The 26,197-nt window shown below is 59.7% G+C and carries 39 protein-coding genes; 2 read left to right on the top strand and 37 right to left on the bottom strand.

The genetic code is table 11. From position 1 onward, the window contains the following. Positions 1-77: 77 nt before the first annotated feature. From msrQ to BLV45_RS23780, 5 genes are all read right to left on the bottom strand, one after another. Positions 78-791, bottom strand: coding sequence for a protein-methionine-sulfoxide reductase heme-binding subunit MsrQ (gene msrQ, locus BLV45_RS23800; RefSeq protein WP_090537222.1), 714 nt, complete (start codon positions 789-791; stop codon positions 78-80). Positions 792-802: 11 nt separating this feature from the next. Beyond that, positions 803-1,798, bottom strand: a complete 996-nt coding sequence (msrP, locus tag BLV45_RS23795) for a protein-methionine-sulfoxide reductase catalytic subunit MsrP (protein WP_090537441.1) — start codon at positions 1,796-1,798, stop codon at positions 803-805. A 169-nt stretch (positions 1,799-1,967) separates the two neighbouring features. Beyond that, a complete protein-coding gene (gene ccsB, locus BLV45_RS23790) occupies positions 1,968-3,167 on the bottom strand; it encodes a c-type cytochrome biogenesis protein CcsB (RefSeq protein WP_090537221.1) in 1,200 nt (399 codons plus the stop codon). Positions 3,168-3,171: 4 nt separating this feature from the next. After that, positions 3,172-5,382, bottom strand: a complete 2,211-nt coding sequence (locus tag BLV45_RS23785; RefSeq protein ID WP_090537219.1) for a cytochrome c biogenesis protein ResB — start codon at positions 5,380-5,382, stop codon at positions 3,172-3,174. A gap of 118 nt (positions 5,383-5,500) precedes the next feature. Beyond that, positions 5,501-6,154 carry a c-type cytochrome gene (locus BLV45_RS23780; RefSeq protein ID WP_090537217.1) on the bottom strand — a complete coding sequence of 218 codons (654 nt, stop codon included), beginning with the start codon at positions 6,152-6,154 and terminating at the stop codon, positions 5,501-5,503. Positions 6,155-6,385: 231 nt separating this feature from the next. Between BLV45_RS23780 and yihA the strand changes: the two genes are divergently transcribed. Beyond that, positions 6,386-7,039, top strand: a complete 654-nt coding sequence (gene yihA, locus BLV45_RS23775) for a ribosome biogenesis GTP-binding protein YihA/YsxC (protein WP_090537215.1) — start codon at positions 6,386-6,388, stop codon at positions 7,037-7,039. Positions 7,040-7,273: 234 nt separating this feature from the next. Beyond that, on the top strand, positions 7,274-8,272 hold the full coding sequence (gene hemB / locus BLV45_RS23770) for a porphobilinogen synthase (protein WP_090537213.1): 999 nt from the start codon (positions 7,274-7,276) through the stop codon (positions 8,270-8,272). A 176-nt stretch (positions 8,273-8,448) separates the two neighbouring features. On the opposite strand, the gene dsbD is transcribed toward hemB, so the two are convergent. The 32 genes from dsbD to BLV45_RS23610 all read right to left on the bottom strand — a co-directional run. Next, positions 8,449-10,326 carry a protein-disulfide reductase DsbD gene (gene dsbD / locus BLV45_RS23765; protein WP_090537211.1) on the bottom strand — a complete coding sequence of 626 codons (1,878 nt, stop codon included), beginning with the start codon at positions 10,324-10,326 and terminating at the stop codon, positions 8,449-8,451. After that, positions 10,319-10,630, bottom strand: a complete 312-nt coding sequence (gene cutA, locus BLV45_RS23760) for a divalent-cation tolerance protein CutA (RefSeq protein WP_090537439.1) — start codon at positions 10,628-10,630, stop codon at positions 10,319-10,321. The genes dsbD and cutA overlap by 8 nt, the downstream gene beginning before the upstream one ends. Positions 10,631-10,794: 164 nt before the next feature. Further along, positions 10,795-11,190 carry a 50S ribosomal protein L17 gene (gene rplQ / locus BLV45_RS23755; RefSeq protein WP_090537209.1) on the bottom strand — a complete coding sequence of 132 codons (396 nt, stop codon included), beginning with the start codon at positions 11,188-11,190 and terminating at the stop codon, positions 10,795-10,797. Positions 11,191-11,355: 165 nt separating this feature from the next. Then, positions 11,356-12,333, bottom strand: a complete 978-nt coding sequence (locus BLV45_RS23750; protein WP_090537207.1) for a DNA-directed RNA polymerase subunit alpha — start codon at positions 12,331-12,333, stop codon at positions 11,356-11,358. Between the two features lie 124 nt (positions 12,334-12,457). Next, on the bottom strand, positions 12,458-13,081 hold the full coding sequence (rpsD, locus tag BLV45_RS23745) for a 30S ribosomal protein S4 (protein ID WP_090537205.1): 624 nt from the start codon (positions 13,079-13,081) through the stop codon (positions 12,458-12,460). 144 nt (positions 13,082-13,225) lie between these two features. Then, the gene (rpsK, locus tag BLV45_RS23740) at positions 13,226-13,630 is read right to left on the bottom strand and encodes a 30S ribosomal protein S11 (protein WP_035506748.1); all 405 of its coding nucleotides are present in this window, start codon (positions 13,628-13,630) and stop codon (positions 13,226-13,228) included. Positions 13,631-13,658: 28 nt separating this feature from the next. Then, on the bottom strand, positions 13,659-14,024 hold the full coding sequence (gene rpsM / locus BLV45_RS23735; RefSeq protein ID WP_006052223.1) for a 30S ribosomal protein S13: 366 nt from the start codon (positions 14,022-14,024) through the stop codon (positions 13,659-13,661). A 41-nt stretch (positions 14,025-14,065) separates the two neighbouring features. After that, positions 14,066-14,182, bottom strand: coding sequence for a 50S ribosomal protein L36 (gene rpmJ, locus BLV45_RS23730; RefSeq protein WP_004199844.1), 117 nt, complete (start codon positions 14,180-14,182; stop codon positions 14,066-14,068). Positions 14,183-14,202: 20 nt separating this feature from the next. Beyond that, positions 14,203-14,421 carry a translation initiation factor IF-1 gene (gene infA / locus BLV45_RS23725; protein ID WP_004521905.1) on the bottom strand — a complete coding sequence of 73 codons (219 nt, stop codon included), beginning with the start codon at positions 14,419-14,421 and terminating at the stop codon, positions 14,203-14,205. An 8-nt stretch (positions 14,422-14,429) separates the two neighbouring features. Further along, positions 14,430-15,776 carry a preprotein translocase subunit SecY gene (gene secY / locus BLV45_RS23720; protein WP_090537202.1) on the bottom strand — a complete coding sequence of 449 codons (1,347 nt, stop codon included), beginning with the start codon at positions 15,774-15,776 and terminating at the stop codon, positions 14,430-14,432. Between the two features lie 46 nt (positions 15,777-15,822). Continuing rightward, entirely contained in the window at positions 15,823-16,257 is a 435-nt protein-coding gene (gene rplO / locus BLV45_RS23715; RefSeq protein ID WP_090537200.1) for a 50S ribosomal protein L15, read from the bottom strand. 29 nt (positions 16,258-16,286) lie between these two features. Beyond that, on the bottom strand, positions 16,287-16,469 hold the full coding sequence (rpmD, locus tag BLV45_RS23710; RefSeq protein WP_006052220.1) for a 50S ribosomal protein L30: 183 nt from the start codon (positions 16,467-16,469) through the stop codon (positions 16,287-16,289). A gap of 14 nt (positions 16,470-16,483) precedes the next feature. After that, the gene (gene rpsE, locus BLV45_RS23705; protein ID WP_007180127.1) at positions 16,484-17,002 is read right to left on the bottom strand and encodes a 30S ribosomal protein S5; all 519 of its coding nucleotides are present in this window, start codon (positions 17,000-17,002) and stop codon (positions 16,484-16,486) included. Between the two features lie 14 nt (positions 17,003-17,016). Further along, the gene (rplR, locus tag BLV45_RS23700; RefSeq protein ID WP_008923336.1) at positions 17,017-17,382 is read right to left on the bottom strand and encodes a 50S ribosomal protein L18; all 366 of its coding nucleotides are present in this window, start codon (positions 17,380-17,382) and stop codon (positions 17,017-17,019) included. Positions 17,383-17,394: 12 nt separating this feature from the next. Next, complete coding sequence (rplF, locus tag BLV45_RS23695; protein ID WP_090537198.1) at positions 17,395-17,925, bottom strand: 50S ribosomal protein L6; 531 nt, start codon at positions 17,923-17,925, stop codon at positions 17,395-17,397. 20 nt (positions 17,926-17,945) lie between these two features. After that, positions 17,946-18,341 (bottom strand): 30S ribosomal protein S8, encoded by a 396-nt coding sequence (gene rpsH / locus BLV45_RS23690; protein ID WP_090537196.1) that lies wholly within the window; start codon positions 18,339-18,341, stop codon positions 17,946-17,948. Between the two features lie 14 nt (positions 18,342-18,355). Further along, entirely contained in the window at positions 18,356-18,661 is a 306-nt protein-coding gene (gene rpsN, locus BLV45_RS23685; RefSeq protein WP_090537194.1) for a 30S ribosomal protein S14, read from the bottom strand. Between the two features lie 7 nt (positions 18,662-18,668). Beyond that, positions 18,669-19,208, bottom strand: a complete 540-nt coding sequence (rplE, locus tag BLV45_RS23680) for a 50S ribosomal protein L5 (protein ID WP_090537192.1) — start codon at positions 19,206-19,208, stop codon at positions 18,669-18,671. Positions 19,209-19,224: 16 nt separating this feature from the next. Then, positions 19,225-19,533, bottom strand: coding sequence for a 50S ribosomal protein L24 (rplX, locus tag BLV45_RS23675; protein WP_006052213.1), 309 nt, complete (start codon positions 19,531-19,533; stop codon positions 19,225-19,227). Between the two features lie 9 nt (positions 19,534-19,542). Further along, positions 19,543-19,911 (bottom strand): 50S ribosomal protein L14, encoded by a 369-nt coding sequence (rplN, locus tag BLV45_RS23670; RefSeq protein WP_006052212.1) that lies wholly within the window; start codon positions 19,909-19,911, stop codon positions 19,543-19,545. Between the two features lie 289 nt (positions 19,912-20,200). Next, positions 20,201-20,473: a 30S ribosomal protein S17 gene (gene rpsQ / locus BLV45_RS23665; RefSeq protein ID WP_090537190.1), complete on the bottom strand. Its 273-nt coding sequence runs from the start codon at positions 20,471-20,473 to the stop codon at positions 20,201-20,203. Beyond that, positions 20,470-20,664 carry a 50S ribosomal protein L29 gene (gene rpmC / locus BLV45_RS23660; RefSeq protein WP_007180130.1) on the bottom strand — a complete coding sequence of 65 codons (195 nt, stop codon included), beginning with the start codon at positions 20,662-20,664 and terminating at the stop codon, positions 20,470-20,472. Before rpmC ends, rpsQ begins: the two co-directional genes overlap by 4 nt. Before the next feature lie 10 nt (positions 20,665-20,674). Then, positions 20,675-21,091 carry a 50S ribosomal protein L16 gene (gene rplP / locus BLV45_RS23655; protein ID WP_090537188.1) on the bottom strand — a complete coding sequence of 139 codons (417 nt, stop codon included), beginning with the start codon at positions 21,089-21,091 and terminating at the stop codon, positions 20,675-20,677. 2 nt (positions 21,092-21,093) lie between these two features. After that, positions 21,094-21,900 carry a 30S ribosomal protein S3 gene (gene rpsC / locus BLV45_RS23650; protein ID WP_090537186.1) on the bottom strand — a complete coding sequence of 269 codons (807 nt, stop codon included), beginning with the start codon at positions 21,898-21,900 and terminating at the stop codon, positions 21,094-21,096. Positions 21,901-21,911: 11 nt separating this feature from the next. After that, positions 21,912-22,241, bottom strand: a complete 330-nt coding sequence (gene rplV / locus BLV45_RS23645) for a 50S ribosomal protein L22 (protein ID WP_011490054.1) — start codon at positions 22,239-22,241, stop codon at positions 21,912-21,914. An 11-nt stretch (positions 22,242-22,252) separates the two neighbouring features. Beyond that, a complete protein-coding gene (gene rpsS, locus BLV45_RS23640; RefSeq protein WP_090537184.1) occupies positions 22,253-22,528 on the bottom strand; it encodes a 30S ribosomal protein S19 in 276 nt (91 codons plus the stop codon). Between the two features lie 10 nt (positions 22,529-22,538). Beyond that, on the bottom strand, positions 22,539-23,366 hold the full coding sequence (gene rplB / locus BLV45_RS23635) for a 50S ribosomal protein L2 (protein ID WP_090537181.1): 828 nt from the start codon (positions 23,364-23,366) through the stop codon (positions 22,539-22,541). 2 nt (positions 23,367-23,368) lie between these two features. After that, positions 23,369-23,683, bottom strand: coding sequence for a 50S ribosomal protein L23 (gene rplW, locus BLV45_RS23630; protein WP_090537179.1), 315 nt, complete (start codon positions 23,681-23,683; stop codon positions 23,369-23,371). Next, complete coding sequence (gene rplD, locus BLV45_RS23625) at positions 23,680-24,300, bottom strand: 50S ribosomal protein L4 (RefSeq protein ID WP_090537177.1); 621 nt, start codon at positions 24,298-24,300, stop codon at positions 23,680-23,682. The genes rplW and rplD overlap by 4 nt, the downstream gene beginning before the upstream one ends. Next, positions 24,300-24,959 (bottom strand): 50S ribosomal protein L3, encoded by a 660-nt coding sequence (rplC, locus tag BLV45_RS23620; protein ID WP_090537437.1) that lies wholly within the window; start codon positions 24,957-24,959, stop codon positions 24,300-24,302. The genes rplD and rplC overlap by 1 nt, the downstream gene beginning before the upstream one ends. A gap of 188 nt (positions 24,960-25,147) precedes the next feature. Then, a complete protein-coding gene (gene rpsJ / locus BLV45_RS23615; protein WP_006998489.1) occupies positions 25,148-25,459 on the bottom strand; it encodes a 30S ribosomal protein S10 in 312 nt (103 codons plus the stop codon). A 129-nt stretch (positions 25,460-25,588) separates the two neighbouring features. After that, positions 25,589-26,197, bottom strand: a 609-nt coding sequence (locus tag BLV45_RS23610) for an EF-Tu C-terminal domain-related protein (protein WP_245753512.1), incomplete at its 5' end; no start/stop codon positions are given.

Raw genomic sequence — 26,197 nt, 5'->3', positions numbered from 1 at the left:
CGCATCCGCGCATCTGTCTGTCGCCCATAAAAAAATCGATGCCTTGACGGGCATCGATTTTTTTTCGTCCGCGCCATTTAGCGTCGTCGCGAGGCTTCCCGTTTTGTGAGCCGCTCGCGCAGCCACACGAGCAGGCGCCAGCCGAGCAGTGCAATCACGATCGCGCCATAAATCTTCGGTAGCAGCAGGTCGTGCTTGCCCGCCTTCATCCACCAGAAATGCAGGATCGCGAGCGCGGCAATCGCATAGATCGCGCGATGCAGCGTCTGCCAGCGACGTCCAAGCTTGCGCACCATCGCTTTCGGCGACGTGACCGCCAGCGCGGTCAGCAGCACGAACGCAGCAAAACCGACCGTGATAAACGGCCGCTTGCCGATGTCCTTCAGGATCTCCGCGACGTCGAACCACTTGTCGAACCAGATGTAGGTCGTGAAATGCAGTGCCCCGTAGAAAAACGCATAGAGGCCGAGCATGCGCCGAAAGCGCAGCACCGCGTTCACGCCCGTCAGCCGGCGCAGCGGCGTCACGGCCAGCGTGATGCACAGAAACACGAGCGTCCACAGACCCGTCGAGCGCGTGATGAACTCGATTGGATTGGCACCGAGCCGGTCCGTGAACCCGAAAAACACGATCCGCGCAAGCGGATACCACGCCGCGATAAAGACAGCGATCTTCACGGGTACGATCCAGCGGTTGCCCGCCGCCGCGGCCGGTCTGCGCGTCGCGCCCGAAGCCGAAGCGCGGCCGCCTCGCGTCGAGGAATCTGAAATACCCTGCATGTCGGAAGCCATGTCGTCGATGCTCAGAAGTTCTTCCTGAGGTCCATGCCCTGATACAGCGACGCAACCTGGTCACCGTAACCGTTGAACATCAGCGTCTTGCGCTTCGGCTGGAAGAAGCCGTCCTCACCGATGCGCCGCTCGGTCGCCTGGCTCCAGCGCGGATGGTCTACATTCGGATTCACGTTCGAATAGAAACCGTACTCCTTCGGCGCGTACGTGTTCCAGCTGGTCTTCGGCTGCGTGTCGACGAAACGGATCTTCACCAGCGACTTCGCGCTCTTGAAACCGTACTTCCACGGCACGATGACGCGCACCGGCGCGCCGTTCTGGTTCGGCAGCACTTCACCGTAGACGCCCATCGTCAGAAGCGTCAGCGGATTCATCGCTTCGTCCATGCGCAACCCTTCGGAATACGGCCAGTCGAGGATCGGCGTCGACAACCCCGGCATCTGCGACGGATCGGCCAGCGAGACGAACTCCACGTATTTCGCGTTGCCGGTCGGCTGCGCGCGCCGGATCAGTTCGGCGAGCGGCACGCCGATCCACGGAATCACCATCGACCAGCCCTCGACGCAGCGCAGCCGGTACACGCGCTCTTCGAGCGGCGCGAGCTTCAGCAGTTCGTCGATGTCGTAGACCCGGGCGTTCTTCACCTCGCCTTCCACGCTCACGCGCCACGGACGCGGCCGCAACGTCCCCGCGTTGCGCGCAGGATCGTCCTTGTCGGTGCCGAATTCGTAGAAGTTGTTGTACGTCGTCACGTCCTTGAACGGCGTGACCTTGTCGGTGGCGACGAACTTTGCGTTCGTCGTGGCCTTGAGCTTCTGCGCCTTGCTGTCGGGCGCCGTGAACGCCGCCAGCGCTTCGCCACTGACGCCAATCAGGCTGCCCATCGCCGTCGCCCCAGCCACCTGTAACACGCGCCGCCGGTTCTCGAATATCCGGCGCGGCGTGATTTCGCTGCGCGGGATGTCGTCACCGCTGAGCTGAATCCTGTCGCTTTGCTTGATCCACATCTGCTGCTCCTCGATGGCCGTGCGGGCCACGTTCATGATCGTTCGACCTTGCCTGCCTGTGTCCTATCCGGACAAACAGTCTGGATTCGCGAAAATTCCGCGTCGCCATAAAAAAACCGCCGGTGCGAAGCATGCCGGCGGTTATTCAGTCGGGAGAGAACCAGAAATCTTACAGCTTTCCGTAACTATGCAGCCCGGACAGGAACATGTTCACGCCGAGGAAGGCGAACGTCGTCACCAGCAGACCCGTCAGCGCCCACCAGGCGGCGACCGCGCCCCGCAGCCCCTTCATAAGCCGCATATGCAGCCAGGCTGCGTAGTTCAGCCAGACGATCAGCGCCCAGGTTTCCTTCGGGTCCCAGCTCCAGTAGCCGCCCCATGCCTGCGCGGCCCACAGCGCGCCGAGGATCGTGGCGATCGTGAAAAACGCGAAGCCAACGGCGATCGACTTGTACATCAGATCGTCGAGCACCTCGAGCGGCGGCAGGCGGTCAGCCAGCACGCCGCGCTCTTTCGACAGGTACGCGACGCCAACCATCGCGGACAGCGCAAAGCTGCCGTAACCAATGAAGTTCGCCGGCACGTGGATCTTCATCCACCAGCTTTGCAGCGCCGGCACGAGCGGCTGGATCTGCTGCGCATCGCGCGCGATCGAATACCACATCAGAAAGCCGACGGCCGCGCTGATCACGAGCAGCACGAACGCACCGAGCGCACGCGTGTTGTAGTGCTTTTCGTAATACAGATAGAAGAGCGCCGTGATCAGGCTGAACAGCACGAACACTTCGTACAGGTTCGAGATTGGAATATGGCCGACGTCCGCGCCGATCAGATACGACTCGTACCAGCGCACCATCAGGCCCACGAAGCCCATCAAAACAGCGGCCCAGGTCATCTTCGAGCCGATCGCGGCACCCGTCGGCGAACGCGACAGCAGGCCGATCCAGTAGAACAGTGTGGCGAGCACGAAGAGCGCGCTCATCCACAGAATGGCCGACTGGCTCGACAGGAAATACTTGAGGAAGAACGTACTGTCGGCGCGGGTCAGATCGCCGTGATAGAGCTGGATCGAGAACAGCGACAGCACGGCGATACCCGCGATCAGGAGCCGTGCCGGCTTCCAGCGCCAGCCGAGGACGACGAAAACCGGCACCGCGCACACCAGCACCAGTTTGTCGTAGTAGTTCATGAACGGGTGATAGCGCGACAGCGCGAAACCCGCGCCCGCGACCATCGCCAGCGCAAACAGCCAGTCGACGACGCCGAGGCGCTTCAGGAACGGACGCTCGTCGAAAAGCGCGGCGTCGAACGCTGGATTGGCGGGCGCATGCTTGCGCGAAGAGGAAGGGGAAACCTGAGACAAGTCCATGATCTTACCGGGTCGAATCCTGTGAGCCTGCCGACTTGCGCGCGCCGGAAGGGCCGGTGGCGTCGGATGCATCGGTGGGTTTGACGCCCAGCACGGCGCCGACTGAGTCGCGCGTCTGGGCAAATTCCTTCTCGAAATCGAGGGTTTTGCGGGCGCTCGACATTGCCATCACGACATTCACGCCGTGTTCAGTATCTTTGAGCCAGAACCACAGGCGCCGTTCACGAACGTAGAACATCGAGAAGATGCCCAATACGAGGAGCAGGCTGCCAAGATACACGACTTTTTTGCCGGGCGCGCGCGTCAACTGGAATACCGAAGCCTGGATCTGCTTGAACGAATCAAGCTGCAGATAGACCGGCGATCCGTACAGAAAGCTGTCCGAAAGCGCATTGATCGCACTTTGCACGAAACGGCTGTTGTTCGCATCGGCCTTGACGTCGGCCTCGCCGGCCTGTTCGCGGGCGAGTTGCCACACGTCCCACATCGAGCCTTCCAGCATGCGCAACAGCAGCCCCGCGGCCTTTTCCTGCTCGCCCTTCGGCACGGAATGATCGATAAAGCCGGCGATCGCCTGGAAGCCGCCAACCACCTGTCCGTTCGGTGCCTTGCCGCCCGCGTCGTCCGCGCCGGCAAAGAGGGTCAGGACGCGCGATGCGCTTTCGTCAAGATGCTGCTGCAGTTCCTGATTCGAGCCGGGCACCGAGCGCAGCGCGAAGCGATGCGCGGCTTCGGCGCGAATGGCCGGATTTTCGAGCGCCGCGCGCAGGTTCATCCACTCGTTGACCGTACCGCCCGCGTCGGCGGGGATGCGCAGGTAGCGGAACGGATCGTCAGGGTTCAAACGCATGCCGGCGAGGAACATGCGCTCGCCGTTCACGTCGACGGGCAGCATGTAGTTGTTGTACTCGCGCGCCTGGCCGTCCTTGCCACGTACCTTGTACTGGACCGACGGGCCGACGTTATGCAGGTCGACCGGCTTCGACGTCTTCGCGCCGGAACCGAGACGCTCGTCGAACGCTTCCTTGAGCGAGCGGTGCGCGGCGACGCCGCGCGCATCCGTCGCACCATTGGCGTTCGACGTGTTCTCGACGTTGATCGCGCGGAAATCGGTAAATTCGACGGTTTCGCCGTCCGCGCCCGGAATCGATGCCGTGAGCGGCGCCGTGCCGCCAATCGGACCGCCGAACGGCGTGGTCTTCGTGGTGTCGCCGGTCATCGGAAACGCGGTCATCTGCATCTGCGAGCCGCCGTCCTGGAAGCTCGACTGGAAGATCGACACGCCATCGTATTCAAACGGCTTGTTCACTTCGACCCGCGCCGGCACCCGCGCGCCCGTCTTGTGGTCGATCACGACGATATCGCTCGCGAAGAGCTTCGGCATGCCAGTCGAGTAATAATCGACGATGAACTTCTTCAGTTCGATCGAGAACGGCAGATCCTGAATAAGCGAGCCGTCCGGCTGGTTCAGGATCGCCGTCGACACATGCTGGCCCTCCGGCACCCACGCGTAACCGCGGAATGTCGGATTCGACTGCGAGAGCCGGTGCACTTCCGGAATGTCGTTGATGACGGTATTGCTGCGGATCGGCGTCTTGTCGAAGAGCCACATCTGCAGCTTGATCGGCAGATTGCTGTCGAGCAGGCCGCCGATACAGATCACGACGATGGCAATGTGCGCGGAGATGTAGCCGAGCTTCGTCAGCGCGCCGCGCTTGGCTGCGATCAGCGTCGCGCCTTCGGTCTCGCGCACCACGAATTTGTAGCCCAGCTTGCCGGACAGTTTCGCGAGCAGCGCGGCGGTCTGCGCGCGCGTGCCATGCACGGCGAACTCACCCTTGTGATGGAACGCACGCAGGCTGCCTTCGCGGACCTTGTCCTTCCAGCTCTTCATGTCGGCGATCATCTTCGGCGCATTGCGGATCACGCACAGCGAGACCGACACGATCAGAAAGCCGAGGATCAGCATGAACCACCACGCGCTGTACACGGTGTACAGGCTCAGCGAGCGGAAGATATCTGCCCAGAACGGGCCGAACTGATTGACGTAATTGGGATACGGATCGTCCTGCGTGAGCACCGTACCGATGATGCTCGCGATCGACAGGATCACGAGCAGTGCGATCGCAAAGCGCATCGAACTCAGCAACTCGACCGCACGACGCATCGCGCGCTGACCCGACTTCAACTCCAGACCCGACGTGGTAACGCTCATTCATACTCCGACTGAACAGCAAAAAAGGGTGAAGGGCGATCGCCACGAGACGACGCCCCCACCCTTTTCTTGTTTTTCACCGGCCTCGACGGGCCGGTTGTACCTGCAGCGGACTGCTTTAATGCAGACCCGCGATGTAATCCGCTACTGCCTTGATCTCGCTATCCGACAAACGATACGCGATGGTGTGCATCGCTTCGTTGTTGTTGCGAGCGCCCGGCCCCTGCGTGAACGCGGTCAGCTGCGCCACCGTGTAATCTGCCCACTGCCCCGACAGACGGGGATACTGCGACGGAATGCCCTGGCCCGTTGGGCCGTGGCAGCTCGCGCACGCCGGAACGCCCTTGTCGGCAATTCCACCGCGATAGATCTTCTGCCCGAGCGGCACCGTGTCCTTGTTGTGCGCGTAGCCGGGCTTTGGCACCTGCGTCGCGAAATACGCGGCTACGTTGATCATGTCCTGATCGGATAGCGCGGCAGCCATGCCCGCCATGATCGCATTGTTACGCGCCGGCTGCTTTGCACCCGGCTGCGTCTTGAAATCCTTGAGCTGCTTGACGAGGTACTCGGGGTGTTGACCAGCCAGCTTCGGATACGCGCCGCCGGCACTGTTACCGTCCGCGCCGTGGCACGAAGCGCAAACCTGCGCCGCGATTGCCTGCCCCCGATTCACGTCCGGCTTTGCCGGATCCGCTGCTCTTGCCTCGACCACCCAACCTGAAAGACCTGCCGCAACTTGAAGCACCATCAGAGACCTGAACAGTCGATTCATTCGCACACCCTGTTTCGTCTTGTGGGAATTAGAGGTTCTGCAAAATACGACGGTGATGCTTTTACTGCGATTCTTTACTGCCGAGGCCATTGCCCGTAAGGCACGCTCCTTGCCTCGCCGGTCTCCAGTAAACCGCCGTATTGTACAATAACTCGCTAATCGCGAAGACGCCAGTCGGGCTTGTCCCGTCCCCGCTCCGGGCTACCGGGCGTCTCACATCCTGGTTCCCTCATGTCCTTCCTGCTCCACCAAGCCCGTTTTTTCACGACTGTGAATCACCTGCGTGATCTGCCGGCCACGTCTCAACCCGAAGTCGCCTTTGCCGGGCGCTCCAATGCCGGGAAGTCGACCGCGATCAACCTGCTGTGCAATCAGAAGCGGCTGGCCTTCGCCAGCAAGACACCCGGGCGCACGCAGCACATCAACTACTTCTCCGTCGGCCCCGCTGACGAGCCGGTGGCCCATCTCGTCGACCTGCCGGGCTACGGCTACGCCGAAGTGCCGGGCGCCGCGAAAGCCCACTGGGAGGCGCTGCTGTCGTCGTACCTGCAGTCGCGCGCGCAGTTGCGCGGCATGATCCTGATGATGGATTCGCGCCGCCCGCTCACCGATCTGGATCGCCGGATGATCGAATGGTTTGCGCCCACCGGCAAGCCGATCCACACGCTGCTCACGAAGTGCGACAAATTGACGCGCCAGGAAAGCGTCAACGCGTTGCGTTCGACACAGAAAGGGCTCGCCGAGTACCGTGCGGCGGGTTATCAGGGCGAATTGACCGTGCAGCTTTTTTCCGCGCTCAAGCGCGTCGGACTGGATGAGGCGCACGCACTGCTCGAAAGCTGGCTGATTCCAGCCGCTAGCGAAGGTGAAGCGCCAGCTGCGTAAGCCGCGCCGTACTGGCCCACTTGTGTTGTTTCGGCCGCCCATAAAAAAACCCGCCGCTAGAGACGGCGGGTCAAACAGCCTAATCGAAAAACGACAGGCACCCGCTCAGGGAGGAGAAGCGGGGAGGTCAGCGCATGGCGCCTTGCTCGATCGGTATGATATACCATTGTCTCAAAAAGGTTTGGCAACGCGGTGGGCAGGCATTTTTCGACATTCTCCACGCACGATACTGACATGAGCTTTTATCCGCATCACCGTCCGCGCCGCATGCGCCGTGACGACTTTTCGCGCCGTCTGATGCGCGAAAACATTCTCACCACCAACGATCTGATCTACCCGGTTTTCGTCGTCGAAGGCACGAACGTGCGGCAAGCCGTCGCGTCGATGCCCGGCGTCGAGCGTGTTTCGGTGGATCTGCTGATGGGCGTCGCCGAACAGTGTGTCGAGCTTGGCGTGCCTGTGATTTCGCTGTTCCCGGCGATCGAGCCCTCGTTGAAGACGCCCGACGGGCGCGAAGCCACGAACGCAGCCGGTCTGATTCCGCGCGCAATCCGCGAGTTGAAGAAACATTTCCCCGATCTTGGCGTGCTGGCCGACGTCGCGCTCGATCCGTACACGAGTCACGGGCAGGACGGCGTGCTCGACGAAGCGGGTTACGTGATCAACGACCAGACGGTCGAAATCCTGCTGGAGCAGGCGCGCGCGCAGGCCGAGGCGGGTGTCGACATCGTCGCGCCATCGGACATGATGGACGGCCGGATCGGCGCGATCCGCGAAATGCTCGAGAGCGAGGATTTCATCCATACGCGGATCATGGCGTACGCAGCCAAGTTCGCTTCGGCGTTCTATGGCCCGTTCCGCGATGCCGTCGGTTCGGCGACGAACCTCGGCAAGAGCAACAAGATGCAGTATCAGATGGACCCGGCGAATTCCGACGAAGCCCTGCGCGAAGTGCGCATGGACATCGAAGAAGGCGCGGACATGGTGATGGTGAAGCCTGGGATGCCGTATCTCGACATCGTTCGTCGCGTGAAAGACGAGTTCCGGTTTCCGACGTACGTGTATCAGGTGAGCGGCGAGTACGCGATGCTGAAGGCGGCGGCGCAAAACGGCTGGCTCGATCACGACAAGGCGATGATGGAATCGCTGCTGGCGTTCAAGCGCGCCGGTGCGGATGGCGTGCTGACGTACTTCGCACTCGATGCGGCGCGGATCCTGAAGTCGCAGAAGTAGCGGTTTCGGGCGCGTTGGAGCGGCCTTCACGTAAAAAAGCGCTTCGCGATTGCGAAGCGCTTTTTTTCAAGCTGAATGACGCATGCCGGCGGTTAGCGATGTACGCGCGGTTGCATCGGCGACACGACACGCCTCGCCAATCTTGCCAGGCCGTGTACCTGCATCACATAGACTCGCTACGACTTCACCGCCGCGGCACGCTCCAGACTGCGCAGGAACACGTCCGCCGACTCATAGCCGACGACTCGCAGCACTTCGTTACCGCCATGATCGAAGAAGATGATCGCAGGCGGCCCGAACAGCTTGAAGCGCTTGAGCAGCGCCTGGTCGTCGGGATTGTTGGCTGTCACGTCGGCGCGCAGCAGATTGAGTTGCTGCAGCTTCGCACGCACGCGCGGATCGCTGAACGTGAACTTCTCCATCTCCTTGCAACTAACGCACCAGTCCGCATAAAAATCGAGCATCGCGGGTTGAGCCCCGGTTTTGACGGCCTCGTCGAGTTGCCCCGACGAGCGTACAGGCGCGAACACCAGTTGGCCTGCGGACGCGTCCGCGACCGATGCGCCGCCGCGCGCCGCGAGTACCGCGAGCGGACGCAACGGATCGGTTGATCCGGCTGCGAGCCCCACCAGCAGGACGGCAGCCCAGATTGTCAGCGCTGCACCCACGCCACGGCCAAGCCGACGCCACACCGAATTGCCACCAGCACCCGGCGTGAACAACCCCAGCGCAGCCGCGGCGATCAACAGCCAGAGCGCACCCAGCAGCATCTGCACGCTGGCGCCCAGCACCGGCCAGACGATCCATAAGGCGGCCGCCAGCAATACGACCCCGAAAAATACCTTCACACTGTCCATCCACACACCCGCGCGTGGCAGCAGTGTTCCAGCGCCAAGACCGATGATCAGCAGCGGCACGCCGAGGCCGATTCCCATCGAAAACAGCGCGGCGCCACCCAGCAACGCGTTGCCCGTGTGCGCGATAAACGCGAGAACGGCGAAGAGCGGCGCCGTCATGCACGCGCCCACCACCAGCGCGGACAGCGCGCCCATGCCCGCCACAGCGGCGAATTTGCCACCGGAGGGGCCTTGCGAGACGCGTGCGGCGCCGTCCTGCCAGCGTCGCGGCAACGCGATATCGAAACCGGCGATCAACGTCAGAGCGAAGACAGTCAACAGAACGCCAAACGCGCCGAGCACCCACGGATTCTGGAGCCACGCGCCGAGGCTCTGCCCGACGAGCGCCGCGACGATGCCCAGCGCGGTATAGACGAGCGCCATGCCGATCACATACGCCACCGACAGCGAGAATCCGCGTGCCCGCGTCACCCGCGCGCCTTCGCCAATGATGATCGCCGACAGAATCGGGATCATCGGATACGAACACGGCAACAGGCTCAACACGACGCCCGCAATAAAATACAGGCCGACGATCGCGAAAAAGCCGCCGCCCTGAAGCAGTGACGCCGCGTAGTCGGCGCTGGTCGCCCGCTCGTACCACGACGTCTCACCGCTCTGGGCCAGCGGCGAAAACTGGGAGACCTCCGGGCTCGCCGTGGCACCGCCCGCAGTACCACCCGCGCCAGCCGCCTGCAGCGCCGCCCCCTTCACGTGGTAGACACGCTCCATCGGCGGATAACAGATGCCCGCGTCGGCGCATCCCTGCGATGTCACGGCAATGTCGAACCCGCTTGCCGCGGACTTCACGGGAACGCGGATCGTCAATTCGCCTCGATACGTTTCGACGTTCTTCTGGAATGTCTGATCGAACTTGACGTGGCCCGCGGGCAAAACAGGTTCGCCGAGACTGGCCGTGCCGTTGCGGGTCGAGAACGCAAAGCGCTCGCGGTACATGTAGTAGCCGTCGGCGATCTTGTAATGCACGTCGACTTCGCCAGGCTGTTCGGTGGCGCTGAATTTAAAGGCGACGTCGGGATCGAGGAAATCGTCCGCGGCGACAGCCGGCCGGCCCAATGCCATGACGAGCAGCAATAACAACGACATGACGGCGGCGCGCAACGGGTCGCGCGCGAGCCGGCTGGAACGGTTAAACATGTAGAGTGCGTTGAGTTTCAGCATTGACCCATTGGCCATAAGCCACCGATGCAGCGACTTGCCACGAAAGGATTTCCGGGATGTCGTACGGATGGTGAGTTTGAATGTACTGTTCGAGCTCCAGCGCCCGCGCGACGCTCGTCTTGAAGAGCAACTGGATCTCTTCGGCAGATTCGATCACGTTCTGCCAGTGGTAGCTGGAACGCACCGTGCCGAGTTGCGTCACGCATGCAGCGAGGCGCGCATTCAGCGCGCCCGACGCGAGTTTATCCGCCGATTCCGTGTCGGGCGCCGTCGTCAGCATCAAGGTCACGATTGCGCTCACAGCGTGCTCCAACAGGCAGGTATCTCGATCACGCTATCGTATCACCGCACCCCATAACCTCGCTGAACGCCCCCAACGCGACATTCAGCCGCACAAACAAAAAAAGCCAGGCGTTTGCCTGGCTTTTCACGAATGCTGGGAGCTTATTCTGCTTCCTGGATGTCGTCTGCTTCGACGATTTCCGGGCGGTCCATCAGTTGAACCAGCGCCATCGGAGCGTTGTCGCCGACACGGAAGCCGAACTTCAGGATGCTCGTGTAGCCACCCGGACGGTTCGCGTAGCGCGGGCCGAGGACTTCGAAGAGCTTCGTGACCGAGTCACGATCGCGCAGGCGATTGAACGCCAGGCGACGATTTGCCAGCGACGGCTTCTTGCCGAGCGTGATCAGCGGCTCGACGACTTTACGGAGTTCCTTCGCCTTCGGCAGCGTCGTCTTGATGACTTCGTGCTCGATCAGCGAGTTGGACATGTTACGGAGCATTGCCAGACGGTGGCTGCTCGTGCGGTTCAGTTTCCGCAAACCATGACGGTGACGCATGTTGATTCCTTTGATTCAGAGTTTTGATCCAGCTCTTCTATCGTGCTTCGCCCAATCTCAAGGCGGGTGAGCACACGGGCCGGTAGTAAAAAAAGACAAGACGCGGATTTTAAAGGAAAATCCGCGTCTTTGCCAGTCGCGGTACAACTGCGACTCTTTCTCGACTTACTTGTCCAGACCAGCCGGCGGCCAGTTTTCGAGCTTCATCCCGAGCGTCAGGCCACGCGAAGCGAGGACTTCCTTGATCTCGTTCAGCGACTTGCGGCCCAGATTCGGCGTCTTCAGCAGTTCGTTTTCCGTGCGCTGGATCAGGTCGCCGATGTAATAGATGTTCTCGGCCTTCAGGCAGTTCGCGGAACGAACCGTGAGTTCGAGATCATCCACCGGACGCAGCAGGATCGGATCGATCTGCGGCGCACGGGACGGCGCTTCGGCCGTTGCTTCGGTACCTTCCAGAGCAGCGAACACCGACAGTTGATCAACCAGAATACGCGCCGATTGACGGATCGCTTCTTCCGGCGAAATCACACCGTTGGTTTCGATGTTCATGACGAGCTTGTCGAGGTCGGTACGCTGTTCGACACGCGCGCTCTCAACGGCGTAGCTCACGCGGCGAACCGGCGAGAACGACGCATCCAGCACGATGCGGCCGATGATCTTGGCCGACTCTTCGCCGTAACGACGCACGTTGCCCGGCACATAGCCGCGGCCCTTCTCGACCTTGATCTGAACGTCGAGCTTGCCGCCCTTCGACAGATGCGCAATCACGTGATCCGGGTTGATCACCTCGCAGTCGTGCGCGAGTTCGATGTCGCCAGCGGTGACAACGCCTTCGCCTTCCTTGCGCAGCGTAACCGTGACTTCGTCACGATTGTGCAGCTTGAACACGACGCCCTTCAGGTTCAACAACAGGTTGACTACGTCCTCTTGCACACCGTCAAGCGTCGAGTATTCGTGCACGACGCCTGCGATCGTCACTTCGGTCGGCGCATAGCCCACCATCGACGACAGCAGCACACGCCGAAGCGCGTTACCCAAGGTGTGGCCGTAACCGCGTTCAAACGGTTCCATGACCACTTTCGCATGGCTGTCGCCAAGCGATTCAACTGCGATGATCTTGGGCTTCAACAAACTGGTTTGCATAGGTTTTCCTTTTCAATACCCTCGGCTCGTTACACCGATAAGGCTGACCGGTAACAACCTGAAAATAAACAGCCGAGACGCCCCCTTGCGTAGCGCAATCAGGGTGCCCCGGCCATTAATCCGATTACCGCGAATACAATTCGACGATCAGGCTTTCGTTGATATCGCCAGCGATGTCGCTGCGTTCCGGCTTTTGCTTGAACGTGCCTTCGAATTTCTTCGAATCGACGGCGACCCAGCCCGGCAGTCCGCCTTGCTCGGCCAGCGACAGCGCTTCGAGAATACGCGCCTGCTTCTTCGCTTGTTCACGAACCGCCACCACATCGCCTGCCTTCACTTGCAGCGACGGGATGTTGGTCACAACGCCGTTCACCGTGATCGCCTTGTGGCCGACCAGCTGACGTGCTTCTGCGCGCGTCGAGCCGAAACCCATGCGATACACAACGTTGTCGAGACGCGACTCGAGCAGTTGCAGCAGGTTTTCACCCGTGTTGCCCTTGAGACGGTCAGCTTCAGCGAAGTAACGGCGGAACTGGCGTTCGAGGACACCGTAGATGCGCTTTACTTTTTGCTTTTCGCGCAGCTGCGTGCCGTAATCGGACGTACGTGCACCCGACGTGCGGCCGTGCTGGCCCGGCTTGCTGTCAAGCTTGCACTTGTCAGCGAGCGAACGACGGGCGCTCTTCAGGAAGAGGTCAGTGCCTTCACGGCGGGAGAGCTTGGCCTTGGGGCCGATATAACGTGCCACGTTGATTCCTTCTCTGATTAATCACGTGAATCTGGATTCACGCTAGTCCGAACCCTTTGGGTCGAACGGTGGGCTTAGTCAATTCAATAACGCAAGCAGCCCGTCGGCGCGCGAAGCGTCAACGAGCGCTGACAAAACAGCGTCTTAGATACGACGACGCTTCGGCGGACGGCAGCCGTTGTGCGGAACCGGCGTCACGTCGGAAATCGCGGTGATCTTGATGCCAAGACCATGCAGCGCGCGCACCGCGGACTCACGGCCAGGACCAGGGCCCTTGATCCGTACTTCGAGATTCTTTACGCCGTATTCCAGCGCCACACGACCAGCCGACTCGGCTGCAACCTGAGCTGCAAACGGCGTCGATTTACGCGAGCCCTTGAAACCCTGGCCACCCGACGTTGCCCAGGCAAGCGCGTTGCCTTGACGATCGGTGATCGTGATGATGGTGTTGTTGAACGACGCGTGAACGTGAACCACGCCCTCGGCGACGTTCTTCTTGACCTTCTTGCGAACGCGTTGCGCCGCGGAGTTGTTCGAAGCCTTAGCCATTACGTTTTCCTGTAACTGTCAGTTCCGCTTACTTCTTCAGCGATTGCGCTGCACGACGCGGACCCTTGCGCGTACGGGCATTCGTACGCGTGCGCTGGCCACGCAGGGGCAGGCCCTTGCGGTGACGCACGCCACGGTAGCAGCCGAGATCCATCAGGCGCTTGATGTTCATCGTCGTTTCACGGCGAAGATCGCCTTCAACGATGAACTTGCCGACTTCTTCACGCAGCTTTTCGAGGTCTGCGTCGTTCAGGTCCTTGACCTTCTTCGAAAATGCCACACCAGCAGCGACGCAAATGTCGCGCGAGCGCGTGCGGCCGATACCATAAATTGCCGTCAGGCCGATTTCGGTATGCTGGTGATTCGGGATGTTAACCCCTGCGATACGAGCCATTGTTTTTCCTCAAACAAAAAGCGCAAGCAAAAGCGCGGCGTTCAGCCTTGACGCTGTTTGTGGCGCGGATCAGAGCTGCAAATCACGCGCACAACGCCCTTGCGCTTGATGATCTTGCAATTGCGGCAAATGCGCTTAACCGATGCCATCACTTTCATGATATTACCCTTTTTTCAAATCACTTCGCCCGGAACACGATCCGCGCACGCGACAGATCGTAAGGCGTCAATTCAACCGTCACCTTGTCGCCCGGCAGGATTCGGATGTAATGCATCCGCATCTTGCCGGATATGTGTCCCAATACGACATGGCCGTTTTCCAGCTTTACCCTGAAGGTAGCGTTAGGCAGGTTTTCGATGACTTCACCCTGCATCTGGATTACATCGTCTTTGGCCATAAGTCCTTTCAACGCATCGGGACGCCGCCGCCTTTGAAATTGGCTTTCTTCAGCAGCGATTCATACTGTTGCGACATAACGTACGACTGCACCTGCGCCATGAAGTCCATTGTGACGACGACAATGATCAGCAGTGACGTTCCACCGAAATAAAACGGCACATTCCAGCGCAGTACCAGAAACTCAGGCAGCAGACAAACGAACACAATGTAGATCGCACCAGCCAGCGTCAAACGCGTGAGGATGCGGTCGATATATCGAGCCGTCTGATCGCCCGGACGGATGCCCGGTACGAAAGCGCCGCTTTTCTTCAGGTTGTCGGCCGTCTCCCTGCTGTTGAACACCAGCGCGGTGTAGAAAAAGCAGAAGAATACGATCGCCAACGCGTACAACAACACGTACACCGGTTGCCCGGGTTTGAGCGCCTCAGCCACGTTATGCAGCGTGTCGCCAAACCAGCCGGTACGCGACCCCGAACTGAACCAGTTCAGGATGGTTGCCGGGAAGAGAATGATCGACGACGCAAAGATCGGCGGAATCACACCCGACATGTTCAGCTTCAGCGGCAAATGCGAAGACTGGCCGCCGTAAATCTTGTTGCCCACCTGCCGCTTGGCGTAATTCACAAGAATCTTGCGCTGGCCGCGTTCGATGAACACAACCACATACGTCACAGCAGCAATCAACGCGACGACGATAATCGCCGAAACCGGCCCCATCGAGCCGGTTTGCACCAGCGAGAACAGACCACCGATTGCATTCGGAAAACCCGCTGCAATACCGCCGAAAATGATGATCGAGATGCCGTTACCAAGTCCGCGCTCCGTGATCTGCTCACCCAGCCACATCAGGAACATCGTACCGGTAACCAGCGTCACAACCGTCGTGAGCCGGAACACCATACCCGGATCAATGACGAGCGCCGGCTGATTCTCAAGCGCAACGGCAATGCCGAACGCCTGGAAAGTAGCAAGCAGCACGGTAAAGATCCGCGTGTACTGCGTAATTTTCCGCTGCCCCGCCTGCCCTTCTTTCTTCAGCGCCTCGAGTTGCGGCGAGACAATCGCCAGCAACTGCATGATGATCGACGCCGAAATGTACGGCATGATCCCAAGCGCGAAAATCGTGAACCGCGAGAGTGCGCCACCCGAGAACATGTTGAACATGCCAAGGATGCCGCCCGACTGGCTTTGGAACAGCTTCGCCAGCTGGTCCGGGTCGATACCCGGCACCGGAATATGCGCGCCGATACGGTAGACGATCAACGCCAGCAGCAGAAATACTGCCCGCCGACGCAGATCGCCAAACTTCGCCGCGCTTCGACCGGGTTTTGCGAGACTCGGGCTGTTAGCCAAGTACCTTCTCCGATGCAAATGCTAGTGACGGCAATCGACTTGCACGTTACTCGGCAAAAGAGCCACCTGCTGCTTCGATAGCAGCACGTGCACCCTTCGTCGCACTCAGACCCTTCACAACGATCTTGCGCTTCAGTTCGCCCGTCGCGATGATCTTGGCGCTCTTGATCAGCTCACCGACCAGGCCGGCTTGCTTCAGAGCCAGCAGATCGATTTCATCGACCGGCAGCTTTTCCAGATCCGAGAGACGCACTTCGCCGACAAATTCCCTCGTCAGCGACGTGAAGCCACGCTTCGGCAGGCGACGTTGCAGCGGCATTTGACCGCCTTCGAAGCCAACCTTGTGAAAGCCGCCCGAACGCGACTTCTGACCCTTGTGACCGCGACCTGCGGTCTTGCCGAGTCCGGAGCCGATGCCACGACCGACGCGACGCTTTGCGTGCTTCGAACCTTCTGCCGGCTTCAGGTTATTCAATTCCATTATCAACTCCTTGAGTCCTGGTCAGCCGCTTAGCTGATGACCTTAACGAGGTACGAAACCTTGTTGATCATGCCGCGCACAGCCGGCGTGTCCTGCAGCTCGCTAACCGAGTTGAGTCGGCGCAGGCCCAGACCACGTACCGTTGCACGGTGCGTTTCGCGGGTCCCAATCAGGCTCTTGACGAGCTGAACCTTGACAGTTTTTTCAGACATGGTGACCACCTGGCTTAGCCCAAAATATCTTCGACAGACTTACCACGCTTCGCCGCGATGTCGCCCGGAGTGGACTGCTTGCGCAGACCGTCGAGCGTCGCACGGACGAGGTTGTAAGGGTTCGTCGAACCGTGGCTCTTGGCCACCACATTTTGCACGCCCATCACGTCGAACACTGCGCGCATCGGACCACCAGCGATCACGCCCGTACCATCCTTCGCCGGAGCGAGGAGGACAGCGGATGCGCCGTGCTTGCCATGCACTTCGTGCTGCAACGTACCATTCTTGAGCGGCACCTTGAACATGTTGCGACGAGCCTGTTCCATTGCCTTTTGAACAGCAACCGGAACTTCCTTCGCTTTGCCCTTGCCCATGCCGATGCGGCCATCACCGTCGCCAACCACGGTCAGTGCGGCGAAGCCGAGAATACGGCCACCCTTCACGACCTTGGTCACGCGGTTGACCGAAATCATCTTTTCACGAAGGCCGTCGTCGCGTTCGTCAGCCTGAACTTTCGCTTGCATCTTTGCCATGACGAATTCTTCCCTTAGAACTTGAGTCCGGCTTCGCGCGCCGCATCAGCCAGCGCTTTCACGCGGCCGTGGTAACGGAAACCCGAACGGTCGAAGGCGACGGATTCGATGCCGGCAGCCTTAGCCTTTTCTGCAATGCGCTTGCCGATCAGCGTGGCAGCGGCGACGTTGCCACCCTTGCCCGACTGGTCAGCCAGTTGCGCACGCACTTCGGCTTCGAGCGTCGACGCGCTGGCGAGCACCTTGGTGCCGCACGGCGAGAACACCTGTGCATAGATGTGCGTGTTCGTGCGATGCACGGCGAGACGCGCGACCTGCAGCTCAGCGATCTTGATACGCGTCTGACGAGCGCGGCGCAGGCGAGATTGAGTCTTATCCATGATTGCGCACCCTTACTTCTTCTTCGTTTCTTTGAGGATCACAACCTCGTTGGCGTAACGCACACCCTTGCCCTTGTAGGGCTCCGGCGGACGATAGCCGCGCACTTCTGCAGCGACCTGGCCAACTTGCTGTTTATTGATCCCCTTGATCACGATTTCGGTTTGCGACGGGGTTTCAGCCTTCACGCCTTCCGGCATCTGGTGCACCACCGGGTGCGAGAAACCCAGCGACAGATTCAGCTTGTCGCCTTGCGCCTGTGCGCGGTAACCGACGCCAACCAGCGTCAGCTTGCGCTCGAAACCCTTCGTCACGCCGTTCACCATGTTCGCAACCAGCGCGCGCATCGTGCCCGACATCGCGTTCGCTTCGCGGCTTTCGTCAACCGGCTCGACTTTCAGCGTGCCGTTGTCGTTTACCACTTTCACGAGGCGATTTGCAGCTTGTGTAATCGTACCCAGCGGGCCCTTGACGGTAATGCGTTCGTCGCTCAGGGCCACTTCTGCGCCTTGCAGCGCGATCGGGCTTTTACCTACTCGAGACATGTTTCTCTCTCCTTTCGGCCTTAAGCGACGTAGCAGATGACTTCGCCACCAACGCCCGTAGCGCGCGCCTTGCGGTCCGTCATCACACCCTTCGGCGTTGACACGATTGCCACGCCGAGGCCATTCATGACCGTCGGGATGTCGTTACGACCGCGATATACACGCAGACCAGGCTTCGAGACGCGTTCAAGGCGCTCGATAACCGGACGGCCCGCGTAGTACTTCAACGCGATGTTCAATTCAGATTTCGCACCTTCAGCCTTCACTGCGAAATCATCGATATAGCCTTCGTCCTTCAGGACCTGCGCAATCGCAACCTTCACTTTTGACGAGGGCATTGTCACCGAAACCTTCTCGACCATCTGCGCGTTGCGGATGCGAGTCAGCATATCGGCGATAGGATCACTCATGCTCATTTACGTTTCTCCTATTACCAGCTCGCCTTGGTCAGGCCAGGGATCTCGCCGCGGAACGCGATTTCGCGAATCTTGTTACGCGCCAGCCCGAATTTACGGAACGTGCCGCGCGGGCGACCGGTGATCGCGCAACGATTGCGCTTACGGGTCGGGTTAGAGTTGCGCGGCAGTTGCTGCAGTTCCAGACGGGCTGCATAACGCTCTTCATCCGACTTGCTTTGGTCGTCGATGACCGCCTTCAGCTCAGTGCGCTTGGGAGCGAACTTGGCCGCGAGGCGTGCACGCTTCTTTTCACGTTCGATCAGTGCCAGTTTAGCCACGGTAACCTCAGTTTCTGAACGGGAACTTGAAGCTGGCGAGCAGAGCCTTTGCTTCGTCGTCGGTCTTCGCAGTCGTCGTGATGCTGATGTTCAGCCCACGCAGCGCGTCGATTTTGTCGTAGTCGATTTCGGGGAAAATGATCTGCTCTTTCACACCGATGTTGTAGTTGCCGCGACCATCGAACGCACGACCCGACACGCCACGGAAGTCACGCACCCGGGGGAGCGCAACCGTCACGAAACGGTCGAGAAATTCGTACATCGCTTGACCACGCAACGTGACCATTGCACCGATCGGATAGCCCTGACGGATCTTGAAGCCAGCGATTGCCTTGCGTGCCTTCGTGATCACAGGCTTCTGGCCAGCAATCTTCGTGAGGTCGCCAATAGCGTTCTCGATGACTTTTTTGTCCGCAATCGCCTCACCCACACCCATGTTCAGGGTGATCTTGGTGATGCGCGGCACTTCCATCACGGATTTGTAACCGAACTTCTCGACGAGGCCGGGTACAACCTTCTCTTTGTAAAATTCTTGCAAACGAGCCATTTTTTACTCCGCAGCGTCAGGCGCTCAGCTCAGCACCGGTCGTCTTAAGGAAACGGACTTTCTTGTCTCCTTCGACCTTGATGCCTACACGCGACGCCTTGCCATTCGCGTCGACCAATGCGACGTTCGAAATTTGCAGCGGCATCGTCTTGGCTTCCACACCGCCCGTCGTTCCCTTCATCGGGTTCGGCTTGACGTGCTTCTTGACGAGGTTGATACCCTCGACAATCACTTTGCCTTCGCCAACGGACAGCACGACGCCGCGCTTGCCTTTATCTTTGCCGGTGATGACGATAACTTCGTCACCTTTGCGAATCTTGTTCATCGCGACTCCTTACAGCACTTCAGGTGCCAGCGAAACGATCTTCATGAATCGTTCGCTGCGCAACTCGCGCGTGACAGGCCCGAAAATACGGGTGCCAATGGGCTCGAGCTTGGCATTCAACAGCACAGCTGCGTTGCCGTCGAACTTGATCAGCGAGCCGTCCTGACGGCGCACACCCTTGGCGGTACGGACCACCACGGCGTTATAAATTTCGCCTTTCTTCACGCGCCCGCGCGGCGTTGCTTCTTTGACGGTCACCTTGATGATGTCGCCAATGCTGGCATAACGACGCTTCGAGCCGCCGAGCACCTTGATGCACATGACTTCACGCGCACCTGTGTTGTCGGCCACTTCAAGCCGAGTTTCGGTCTGGATCATGGTTTATCTTTCCCAACTTAATCCGGTCACACCACCATGGCGCACCCGGTCAGTCTTGGTCCCGTCAGCCAATCGGCTGCTTGGGTTAGAACAGCAGCGACGGCAAACGAAACCCGCCATCGCAATCCGGTGAATCCTTCGGAACAGACTGGCGCCCGAACCGCTCCCCCCACCAACTTCGCCCGCGACGGGGCTCCCATAAAAGAGGGAAGACCGAGATTATAACAAATAATCCCGGTCTTGCAAGCGAAACTTACTGCGATTTCAACTACTTCTACAACTTGCGGCGTCAGATGACGCGAGCAGCTTCGATCAGGCGAGCCACGGTCCAGGCCTTCGTCTTCGAAATCGGGCGAGTCTCCTGGATTTCAACGAGGTCACCCTCGTTGTACATGTTTGCGTCGTCGTGTGCGTGGTACTTCTTCGAACGCACGACGTACTTGCCATAAATCGGGTGCTTCACGCGGTGCTCGACCAGCACGGTGACCGTCTTGTCCATCTTGTTGCTGACGACCTTGCCGACCAGCGTCCGCTTGAGCGAGGTTTTTACGCTATCGTTCATTTCTGGTTCGCCTTCTCAGTCAGGACGGTCCGCACACGAGCGATATCGCGACGAACTTTCTTCAGCTGGCTCGTGTTCGTGAGCTGCTGGGTCGCGAGTTGCATGCGCAGGCCGAATTGCGCCTTCAACAGGTCCGACAGCTCCTTGTTGAGCGCGGCCTGATCTTTCTGGTGAAGTTCGGAAGCCTTCATCATCTACTCCTTAGGCGCCGAGCTGACGCACGATGAAGCTCGTCTTCAGCGGCAGCTTTGCTGCAGCCAGACGGAACGCTTCGCGTGCCAGCTCTTCGGTTACGCCGTCCATTTCGTACAGCATCTTGCCCGGTTGAATCTCCGCGACGTAGTACTCAGGGTTACCTTTACCGTTACCCATACGTACTTCCGCCGGCTTGTGCGAGATCGGCTTGTCCGGGAAGATACGGATCCAGATGCGGCCACCACGCTTGATGTGACGCGTCATTGCACGACGCGCCGCTTCAATCTGGCGCGCGGTCAAACGACCACGACCGATAGCCTTCAGGCCGAATTCACCGAACGACACCGCGTTGCCGCGGGTTGCGATACCGGTGTTACGACCCTTCTGCTCTTTGCGATACTTTCTGCGTTTCGGTTGCAGCATCGTTATTCTCCAGTCTTACCGTCGCCGCCGGCACCGCCCGTACGACGGGGAGCGCCACGGCGCGCACCTGCCGGGCCACCGCCTTCACCATCGCGACGCGGACGGCGATCGCCACCCGGACGTGCGTTGCGGCGCGGACGCTTTTCTTCGGCGACTTCTTCGACCACCGGTGCGTCGTTGCGGCCGAGCGTGTCGCCCTTGTAGACCCACACCTTCACGCCGATGATGCCGTACGTCGTTTTCGCTTCCGAAGTCGCGTAATCGATATCAGCACGCAGCGTATGAAGGGGCACGCGACCTTCGCGATACCACTCGGTACGAGCGATTTCGATACCGTTCAGACGGCCGGCGCTCATGATCTTGATGCCCTGAGCACCCAGACGCATGGCGTTTTGCATCGCACGCTTCATCGCGCGGCGGAACATGATCCGGCGCTCGAGCTGTTGCGTGATCGAATCGGCGATCAGTTGCGCATCGGTTTCCGGCTTGCGGATTTCCTCGATGTTGACGTGGACCGGAACGCCCATGCGGCGTTGCAGTTCCGACTTCAACAGCTCAATATCCTCGCCCTTCTTGCCGATGACCACACCCGGACGCGAGCTATAAATCGTGATGCGCGCGTTTTTCGCCGGACGCTCGATAACGACGCGACCAACCGAAGCGTTCTTCAGCTTCTTCTTCAGGTATTCACGAACACCGATGTCTTCCTGCAACATCGCCGCGAAATTGGTGTTGTTCGCGTACCAACGCGATGCCCAATTACGGCTGACGGCCAAACGGAAGCCAGTCGGATGAATTTTTTGTCCCATCGTATGACCCCTTAATTTCCGACCGTCACAGTGATGTGACAGGATTGCTTCTCGATGCGATTACCGCGGCCTTTAGCGCGCGCAGTGAAACGCTTGAGAGAGGCGGCCTTGTCGATGTAGATGCTCGTGATCTTGAGCTCATCGATATCGGCGCCTTCGTTGTGCTCCGCATTCGCGATCGCCGACAGCACGACCTTTTTCACGATTCCCGCAGCCTTCTTCGGCGAGAACGTCAGAACGTTCAGCGCCTTGTCGACCGGCAAACCGCGGATCTGGTCAGCCACAAGGCGCGTTTTCTGCGCCGAGATGCGGGCACCGCGATGAATTGCTTTCACTTCCATCTTGATACCCCTTATTTCTTGGCCTTCTTGTCGGCCGCATGACCCTTGAACGTCCGGGTCAATGCGAACTCGCCAAGCTTGTGGCCGACCATGTTTTCCGAGATATACACCGGAACGTGTTGACGGCCGTTATGCACGGCAATCGTCAGGCCGATGAAATCTGGCAGAATCGTCGAACGGCGCGACCAGGTTTTGATCGGCTTCTTGTCACGCGAAGCAGCTGCCGACTCGACTTTCTTCAGCAAATGGGCGTCGCAGAACGGACCTTTTTTTACAGAACGTGCCATTGCTTACTCCTTAGCGCTTGTGACGGCGCTGGACGATCATGCTCGTCGTGCGCTTGTTGCTGCGGGTACGATAACCCTTCGTCGGCGTGCCCCACGGGCTCACCGGATCGCGACCTGCAGCCGTCTTGCCTTCACCACCACCGTGCGGGTGATCGACCGGGTTCATTGCAACGCCACGCACCGTCGGGCGGATACCGCGCCAGCGGTTCGCGCCAGCCTTACCGATTTGACGGAGGCTGTGCTCTTCGTTGCCAACTTCACCAATCGTCGCGCGGCATTCGACGTGAACGCGGCGGATTTCACCCGAACGCAGGCGGACCTGTGCGTAGATGCCTTCACGAGCCAGCAGCATCGCCGATGTACCGGCCGAACGCGCCATTTGCGCGCCCTTGCCCGGCAGCATTTCGATGCAGTGAATCGTCGTACCAACCGGAATGTTACGGATCGGCAGCGTGTTACCTGCACGGATCGGAGCTTCCGAACCCGACATCAGTTGCTGACCAACCGTCACACCCTTCGGCGCGATGATGTACTTGCGCTCACCGTCTGCGTACAGAACCAGCGCGATGTTCGCGCTACGGTTCGGGTCATACTCGAGACGCTCGACCTTCGCCGGAATGCCGTCTTTCGTACGACGGAAGTCGACGATACGATATTGCTGCTTATGACCACCGCCCTTATGGCGCGTGGTGATGTGGCCGTTGTTGTTACGGCCGGCGGTCACGCTCTGCGAGTCGAGCAGCGGTGCGTACGGCTTGCCCTTGTGCAGATCCTTGTTGACCACCTTGACCATCGCGCGGCGACCCGGCGAAGTCGGCTTAACTTTAACGATTGCCATGATTACTTGGCCTCCGCTTCAAAGTTGATTTCCTGACCCGGCTTCAGGCAGACATACGCCTTCTTCACGTCCTTGCGCTTGCCCATGAAGCGACCAAAGCGCTTGGCTTTGCCCTTCGCGACCAGCACATTGACGGAGTCGACTTCCACCTTGAACAGCAGTTCGACAGCAGCCTTGACTTCCTGCTTCGTAGCATCCGGCGCAACTTCGAACACAACCTGCTCGTTCTTGTCGGCCACCAGCGTCGCCTTTTCGGAGATCACCGGCGCGAGCAGAACCTGCATCAAACGATGATCGTTCTTGCGAATCTCGCTCATGACAGCAACTCCTCGATCTGGGCGACCGCAGCCTTCGTGATCAGGATCTTCTTGAAGTAGATCAGCGAGAGCGGGTCGGCGTAACGCGGCTCGACAACTGCCACGTGGGCGAGGTTGCGCGACGCGAGGTACAGGTTTTCGTCAACCGTGTCGGTAATGACCAGCACGGAGTCGAGACCCATCGCCTTGAATTTTTCAGCCAGCAGCTTCGTCTTCGGTGCTTCGAGCGTCAGCTCGTCGACCACCGAGATACGGCCTTCACGGGCCAGCTGCGAGAAGATCGAGCAGAGACCTGCGCGATGCATCTTCTTGTTGACCTTGTGCGAAAAGTTTTCTTCCGGCGAATTCGGGAAGATACGGCCACCGCCGCGCCACAACGGGCTCGACGACATACCGGCACGAGCGCGGCCCGTACCCTTCTGGCGCCACGGCTTCTTGGTCGTGTGCTTGACCTGCTCACGATCCTTCTGCGCGCGGTTGCCGCTACGGGCATTCGCCTGGTAGGCGACCACGACCTGGTGAATCAGGGCTTCGTTGTAGTCACGGCCGAACACGACGTCCGACGCGCTAACAGCTGCACCTTCCTGACCATTGGCATTCAGGAGCTTAAGTTCCATTATTTCGCTCCTTTCACGGCGCGCGTCTTCACAGCCGGCGTCACGAAAACCTTGCCGCCCTTCGCGCCCGGAACAGCACCCTTGACCAGCAACAGCTTGCGGTCGGCGTCGATACGAGCGATTTCGAGGTTTTGCACGGTTACGGTGTCGTCACCCATGTGACCGGTCATGCGCTTACCCGGGAAAACACGACCCGGATCCTGCGCCATACCGATCGAACCCGGCACGTTGTGCGAGCGCGAGTTACCGTGCGATGCACGGCCAGATGCGAAGTTGTAACGCTTGATGGTACCGGCGTAGCCCTTACCGATCGACACGCCTTGCACGTCGACCTTCTGGCCTACTTCGAAGAGGTCGGGACCGACCACGGCGCCATTCGACAGCTCGGCAGCCTTGGTGGCATCGATCTTGAATTCCTTGAGGATTTCGCCGGCTTCGACGCCTGCTTTGGCAAGATGACCTGCCAGCGGCTTCGTCACACGCGATGCACGGCGGGTACCGAATGCAACCTGAACGGCGGTGTAGCCGTCGGTTTCAACAGTCTTGATCTGCGTCACGCGGTTGTCGGACACGTCCAGCACGGTTACGGGAATCGAATCCCCGTCAGCCGTGAAGATACGGGTCATGCCAACCTTGCGACCTACGAGTCCAAGGCTCATCGTTTTCTCCATTCCCGACTGCGATTGGTCGGGGCTAATTTACAAAATGCCGGTGTTTTTCGAACTGAATAGCACCGACTTTTTTGCGCAAATGCGCGAAAAGCCTTGCATTATAGCGAGGCTTTTCGTTTTCCGCAAGCAATCAATGACTTAGCATCACCCGATGAGCCGGGTGCTGCCCGAAAGCCTTATTGCAGCTTGATTTCCACGTCCACGCCAGCCGGCAGATCGAGCTTCATCAGCGCGTCAACGGTCTTGTCCGTCGGATCGACGATGTCCATCAGACGTTGGTGCGTACGGATTTCGAGCTGATCACGCGACGTCTTGTTGACGTGCGGCGAGCGCAGGATGTCGAAACGCTGGATACGGGTCGGCAGGGGTACCGGACCACGAACGATAGCGCCAGTCCGCTTGGCCGTATCAACGATTTCAGCTGCCGATTGATCGATCAGACGATAGTCGAAAGCCTTCAGGCGAATGCGGATTTTCTGGTTCTGCATGACGATTCCTTGAAAAGAGCGAGGCAGCGTTGCGCCGCCAGACAATAAAAGAACGAAGAGCCGGACACCCACCGCGGGCGGGCGCCCGGCTCCGGGCACCACATCTACTACAACTGCAATCCGTCTATTTTACTCGAGGATCTTTGCAACGACACCGGCGCCGACGGTACGGCCACCTTCACGGATGGCGAAGCGCAGGCCTTCTTCCATCGCGATCGGGTTGATCAGCTTCACCGTGATCGACACGTTGTCGCCCGGCATGACCATTTCCTTGTCCTTCGGCAACTCGATCGAGCCCGTCACGTCCGTCGTACGGAAGTAGAACTGCGGACGATAGTTGTTGAAGAACGGCGTATGACGGCCACCTTCGTCCTTGCTCAGCACGTACACTTCAGCCGTGAAGTGCGTGTGCGGGTTGATCGAACCCGGCTTGGCCAGCACCTGGCCACGCTCCACGTCTTCACGCTTCGTGCCGCGCAGCAGGATACCCACGTTGTCGCCCGCCTGACCCTGGTCGAGCAGCTTGCGGAACATTTCCACGCCCGTGCACGTCGTCTTCACCGTCGGCTTGATACCGACGATTTCGATTTCCTCACCGACCTTCACCACGCCACGCTCAACGCGACCCGTCACCACCGTGCCGCGACCCGAGATCGAGAACACGTCTTCCACCGGCATCAGGAACGCGCCATCCACTGCGCGCTCCGGCGTCGGGATGTACGTGTCCAGCGCGTCGGC

Origin of the sequence: Paraburkholderia sartisoli, assembly GCF_900107685.1 — a bacterium.
In the GTDB taxonomy this organism is placed as follows: domain Bacteria; phylum Pseudomonadota; class Gammaproteobacteria; order Burkholderiales; family Burkholderiaceae; genus Paraburkholderia; species Paraburkholderia sartisoli.
This window is presented reverse-complemented; position numbering and strand designations above follow the sequence as displayed.

Coding starts and splice junctions, on each gene's coding strand:
- msrQ (WP_090537222.1), bottom strand. CDS start 791: ATGGCTTCCGACATGCAGGGTATTTCAGATTCCTCGACGCGAGGCGGC.
- msrP (WP_090537441.1), bottom strand. CDS start 1,798: ATGTGGATCAAGCAAAGCGACAGGATTCAGCTCAGCGGTGACGACATC.
- ccsB (WP_090537221.1), bottom strand. CDS start 3,167: ATGGACTTGTCTCAGGTTTCCCCTTCCTCTTCGCGCAAGCATGCGCCC.
- BLV45_RS23785 (WP_090537219.1), bottom strand. CDS start 5,382: ATGAGCGTTACCACGTCGGGTCTGGAGTTGAAGTCGGGTCAGCGCGCG.
- BLV45_RS23780 (WP_090537217.1), bottom strand. CDS start 6,154: ATGAATCGACTGTTCAGGTCTCTGATGGTGCTTCAAGTTGCGGCAGGT.
- yihA (WP_090537215.1), top strand. CDS start 6,386: ATGTCCTTCCTGCTCCACCAAGCCCGTTTTTTCACGACTGTGAATCAC.
- hemB (WP_090537213.1), top strand. CDS start 7,274: ATGAGCTTTTATCCGCATCACCGTCCGCGCCGCATGCGCCGTGACGAC.
- dsbD (WP_090537211.1), bottom strand. CDS start 10,326: ATGTTTAACCGTTCCAGCCGGCTCGCGCGCGACCCGTTGCGCGCCGCC.
- cutA (WP_090537439.1), bottom strand. CDS start 10,630: ATGCTGACGACGGCGCCCGACACGGAATCGGCGGATAAACTCGCGTCG.
- rplQ (WP_090537209.1), bottom strand. CDS start 11,190: ATGCGTCACCGTCATGGTTTGCGGAAACTGAACCGCACGAGCAGCCAC.
- BLV45_RS23750 (WP_090537207.1), bottom strand. CDS start 12,333: ATGCAAACCAGTTTGTTGAAGCCCAAGATCATCGCAGTTGAATCGCTT.
- rpsK (WP_035506748.1), bottom strand. CDS start 13,630: ATGGCTAAGGCTTCGAACAACTCCGCGGCGCAACGCGTTCGCAAGAAG.
- rpsM (WP_006052223.1), bottom strand. CDS start 14,024: ATGGCTCGTATCGCAGGGGTTAACATCCCGAATCACCAGCATACCGAA.
- rpmJ (WP_004199844.1), bottom strand. CDS start 14,182: ATGAAAGTGATGGCATCGGTTAAGCGCATTTGCCGCAATTGCAAGATC.
- infA (WP_004521905.1), bottom strand. CDS start 14,421: ATGGCCAAAGACGATGTAATCCAGATGCAGGGTGAAGTCATCGAAAAC.
- rplO (WP_090537200.1), bottom strand. CDS start 16,257: ATGGAATTGAATAACCTGAAGCCGGCAGAAGGTTCGAAGCACGCAAAG.
- rpmD (WP_006052220.1), bottom strand. CDS start 16,469: ATGTCTGAAAAAACTGTCAAGGTTCAGCTCGTCAAGAGCCTGATTGGG.
- rpsE (WP_007180127.1), bottom strand. CDS start 17,002: ATGGCAAAGATGCAAGCGAAAGTTCAGGCTGACGAACGCGACGACGGC.
- rplR (WP_008923336.1), bottom strand. CDS start 17,382: ATGGATAAGACTCAATCTCGCCTGCGCCGCGCTCGTCAGACGCGTATC.
- rplF (WP_090537198.1), bottom strand. CDS start 17,925: ATGTCTCGAGTAGGTAAAAGCCCGATCGCGCTGCAAGGCGCAGAAGTG.
- rpsH (WP_090537196.1), bottom strand. CDS start 18,341: ATGAGCATGAGTGATCCTATCGCCGATATGCTGACTCGCATCCGCAAC.
- rplE (WP_090537192.1), bottom strand. CDS start 19,208: ATGGCTCGTTTGCAAGAATTTTACAAAGAGAAGGTTGTACCCGGCCTC.
- rplX (WP_006052213.1), bottom strand. CDS start 19,533: ATGAACAAGATTCGCAAAGGTGACGAAGTTATCGTCATCACCGGCAAA.
- rplN (WP_006052212.1), bottom strand. CDS start 19,911: ATGATCCAGACCGAAACTCGGCTTGAAGTGGCCGACAACACAGGTGCG.
- rpsQ (WP_090537190.1), bottom strand. CDS start 20,473: ATGAACGATAGCGTAAAAACCTCGCTCAAGCGGACGCTGGTCGGCAAG.
- rpmC (WP_007180130.1), bottom strand. CDS start 20,664: ATGAAGGCTTCCGAACTTCACCAGAAAGATCAGGCCGCGCTCAACAAG.
- rplP (WP_090537188.1), bottom strand. CDS start 21,091: ATGCTGCAACCGAAACGCAGAAAGTATCGCAAAGAGCAGAAGGGTCGT.
- rpsC (WP_090537186.1), bottom strand. CDS start 21,900: ATGGGACAAAAAATTCATCCGACTGGCTTCCGTTTGGCCGTCAGCCGT.
- rplV (WP_011490054.1), bottom strand. CDS start 22,241: ATGGAAGTGAAAGCAATTCATCGCGGTGCCCGCATCTCGGCGCAGAAA.
- rpsS (WP_090537184.1), bottom strand. CDS start 22,528: ATGGCACGTTCTGTAAAAAAAGGTCCGTTCTGCGACGCCCATTTGCTG.
- rplB (WP_090537181.1), bottom strand. CDS start 23,366: ATGGCAATCGTTAAAGTTAAGCCGACTTCGCCGGGTCGCCGCGCGATG.
- rplW (WP_090537179.1), bottom strand. CDS start 23,683: ATGAGCGAGATTCGCAAGAACGATCATCGTTTGATGCAGGTTCTGCTC.
- rplD (WP_090537177.1), bottom strand. CDS start 24,300: ATGGAACTTAAGCTCCTGAATGCCAATGGTCAGGAAGGTGCAGCTGTT.
- rplC (WP_090537437.1), bottom strand. CDS start 24,959: ATGAGCCTTGGACTCGTAGGTCGCAAGGTTGGCATGACCCGTATCTTC.
- rpsJ (WP_006998489.1), bottom strand. CDS start 25,459: ATGCAGAACCAGAAAATCCGCATTCGCCTGAAGGCTTTCGACTATCGT.